Source organism: Polaromonas sp. P3_C2 (assembly GCF_056402675.1).
This window is the reverse complement of sequence record NZ_JBFUGX010000466.1, coordinates 1-3,322: the sequence shown is the minus strand read 5'-3', so window position 1 is coordinate 3,322 and position 3,322 is coordinate 1. Positions and strand designations below refer to the sequence as shown.

Genomic DNA, 3,322 nt, shown 5'->3' with positions numbered 1-3,322 from the left:
CGGTTGGCGTCGTAAAGGGCGCTGATGGTTTGGCCCATGGCATTGCTGATGAAGCTCAGCAGCCCGTCAGTGGCGGCATTGCCGCCGGAGGGCAGTGTATAGCTGAAGTTGATGCTACGGCCCGTGTTGTCGGTTGCCGACACCAAGTACCCAGCGGCCGGGGCAGCGGTACTCGCCGCCGAGCTATACGCGTACGTTATCCTGTTCCCGCGGCCATCGGCTTCAGAGGTGATCCGCCCCGCGGCGTTGTAAGTTTCCAGGGTCTGTGAGGAAGCCTCCAGATAGCGATAGCCACCGGAGACAACGACCAGCGAATCTTTGTTCAAACCCATCGGAGCATAGGAGGCGTTCGTCGGGTTGTACCTGAAGCTGACGACGGTGCCGTTTCCACGCATGACCTGCGCGTCGAACCCCCCTGCACCGATAACGATGTTCTTGTGCAGCGAACTCTCCCATAGCGCACCGAGCGCGGGGATATTGCCGAGCACTTTGGGTGCAACGCCCATAGACGCAGCGGTGAAAACCTTGCGGTTGTCGTAAGTCACACGCCACTCCTGGCCACCAACCGAAAACCCCGTTGCTACCGTGTGCGTCTCGGCGCCGACCAAGGGCGTGATAGGTTTGCCCTTCTGAACAAAACCAGCATCCTTACAAGATTGTGGCTGCGAGCTCAAAAGGAGGTTGGCAATGTTGGTAGTGCTGCTGTTGTAGCAACCGTTCTTGAGAGGGTTCTCCAGATAGCCTGGCTTGCAAACGCACGTCGCGCCGTTTGGATCCGACCCCGCTGGACAAACGGGGGGAACCGTACAACCGACGGCTGAGTACGTGCTAAGGCCCTTATTTGGCACAGTGCAATGGAACCAGATTTGCTGATCCAAAAGCAGCTTGGGATTCGGCTCCGCGCTCATAGCGACCCAACTTACTCCCTGGAACGGCTCCTGAGCCTGACAGGAAGCAATTGCAGAAGACATGCACGCTCCATTGCCCGCAGAAACACCGAGCCAGCTCGGAGTAAGCGGATCCACATTGGCGAAAGCTGTRCCTGACATCAACGCAGCCAGCACAGCAATCCACGCCAAAAGCTGTTTCTTCAGATTTGCCGTATTTCCCACGATGAGCTTAGGCTTTAGAGTATTCGTGCACTTTTCATTCACGTTATTACCTCGCTGATACGCTTGATTTGCATTGGGGTTCAATTACTCGCTCCCGTGACTTGCTGGACCCGGTTAAGGGCGTCGTACACGCGGGTGATGTTTCTTTGCAGGTTGCCTTGCGGGTCTTTGACCTGCTCGCTGACCTTGTTGCCCATGGCGTCCAGGGTGTAGGTGATGGTGTTGCCTTTGGCATCGGTCACACCCGTCAGCCTGTGCGCGGCGTCGTAGCTGTAGCTCATGGTGCTGCTGTCGGGCATAACCACACCCGTCAGCTGGCCGGCGTTGTCGTAGCTGTACGTTGTGATCCGGGCTACCCCACCTGGTGGGGTCACCGTTACGCTGCTGACCCAGCCTCTGGAGGTGTAGGTCGTGTCKGTGACGATGCCTTTGGGGTCAAYCATCTGRCGCACSCGYCCKGCCCTGTCGTACAGGGTGAACTGCGTGAYGTGSCCTGCTGCGTTGGTGACTGACTGGAGGTCGCCAACCGTGTGACCTACCACGTTGGGTATCGTGCCGCTGAAGCTGGTGCTGCTGTAATAGGCGTAGGTCTGCTGGACGATGTTATTGAAGCTCTGAGTGGCGATTAAGCCTTCAGGGTTGTAGGTCCAACTGCTGGTTCGAGCCACATTAGTGGCCGTGTCGGTGACGGTCTGACTCAGTTGGTTTCCCTGTGTGTCGTAGGTATAAGCAGTCGTTCTTCCCGCTTCTGTCACCAACACCGGCAACCTGAAGGTTGGGTGCCACTGGGTGGTCGTGGTCTGCACCTCAGGAAGGCCTGTTGCCTTGGTGGTGGTCAATGGCAGGCGCCGGTTGATATCCCAGGTGTACATGGTGTTGACACCCAGGAAGTCGGTCTCTTGCGTGACCAGTCCACTGGCGTCTTGCACCCGGCTGGCCGCGTCGCCGGAGCCGCTTGCGCTCGGCAGGGTTGCCCCGGTCACGGCGAGCTGGCCCTTGTTTGTGCTGTAGTTGTAAGTACGTTGTGTGTCCAGCGGGTCTGTGACGGTTGTTGCGCCTGCGGCCCCGTAACTCACACTGTACCGGTACACGCCGCCGGCCAATTCGGTGCTCAGGCCCCTGCCCTGAGTGTCGTAGCTGACGGTTTCATAGCGATGCGACACCTCATCGGTGATGCCGGTCACCAATTGCGGAAAAGTTGCGTTCTCGTAGTGGTAAGTCTTGCTGACGGCACCGCTCACACTGCCTGCGTAGGTCACGGTTGTCAGGCGGTCCGTGGCTGCAGTGCCGTCATAGCCGTAGCTGATGACCTGGCCATCAGGCGCCGTCACGCTGACCAGTTGGCTAGAGGCGTTGTAAATAAAGCCCAGGCTGCGCCCAAATTTGTTGGTCACCGTGATCAGCAGGCCTGGAACGGGGGCGATGCTACCGGGCGTACTGGTGGTACTGTAGGTATAGGTAGCGACCCAGCCGTTTCTCTGGGTCACGGTGAGCAGCTTGCCAACCGCATCGAACTGCCACTGGCTGTCGTTGTCCAGCTGTTTGTAGAGCAGGCCCGTGCCGTTGGAGGCCAGGGTATCGGCACTGTTGGTGGCCAGCCAGCTGCTGGTTCCCACCTGCCAGCCAAACTCGCGTACGCTGCCGTCGCCGAACATGACCTTGGCGGTGCTGTCTGCCGTACCGACAATGCCTTCCAGCTGGACAGACGCTGCATGGTTGTGCGACCAGGTTTGGCCGAAAGCGGCACTGCCCCCTGCCGCCACAGTACCCGCCGACCGGCTGCTGCGAAAACTACGCAGCAGGCTGAGCGCATGCGGGCCTACGTCCTGGTAGTCATAGTCGTCAAACACCTTTTCCCCGGTCGCGGGAATGATCGGGCTTCCGACCTCAATGCCATCGACAACGCGTTTTTTCGGCGCAGGACATGTCAGCACAGGCGGCGGCGGGGCCACCACACACGACGTGCTGTTGCCATCCTCTTTGAAGCCCTTCTTGCAAACGCAAGAGCCGTTGACCAAATCGGTACGTTCGGGGCACTGCAAGGTACCCGAGCCATAGGTGTAGTTCCAATCGGGCGTCGCCGGACGGGACCTGTACACATAGCACTGGTCTCCAACCAGAGTCGAGCCATACCAAGGAGGTTGAATGCCCGTGCAATCATTTGCCGTGATGGCAAAGTTTTCGCAGGCCGCCAATGCGGTAGGTTGGGG

Annotated in this window: 2 protein-coding genes; both read right to left on the bottom strand. The window is 59.0% G+C overall.

Translation table 11 applies throughout. From position 1 onward, the window contains the following. Positions 1-545, bottom strand: a 545-nt coding sequence (locus AC1DWI_RS17255) for a hypothetical protein (RefSeq protein ID WP_477725291.1), incomplete at its 3' end; no start/stop codon positions are given. A 647-nt stretch (positions 546-1,192) separates the two neighbouring features. Continuing rightward, positions 1,193-3,211, bottom strand: a complete 2,019-nt coding sequence (locus AC1DWI_RS17250; protein ID WP_477725290.1) for a DUF6531 domain-containing protein — start codon at positions 3,209-3,211, stop codon at positions 1,193-1,195. Between the last annotated feature and the right edge of the window lie 111 nt (positions 3,212-3,322).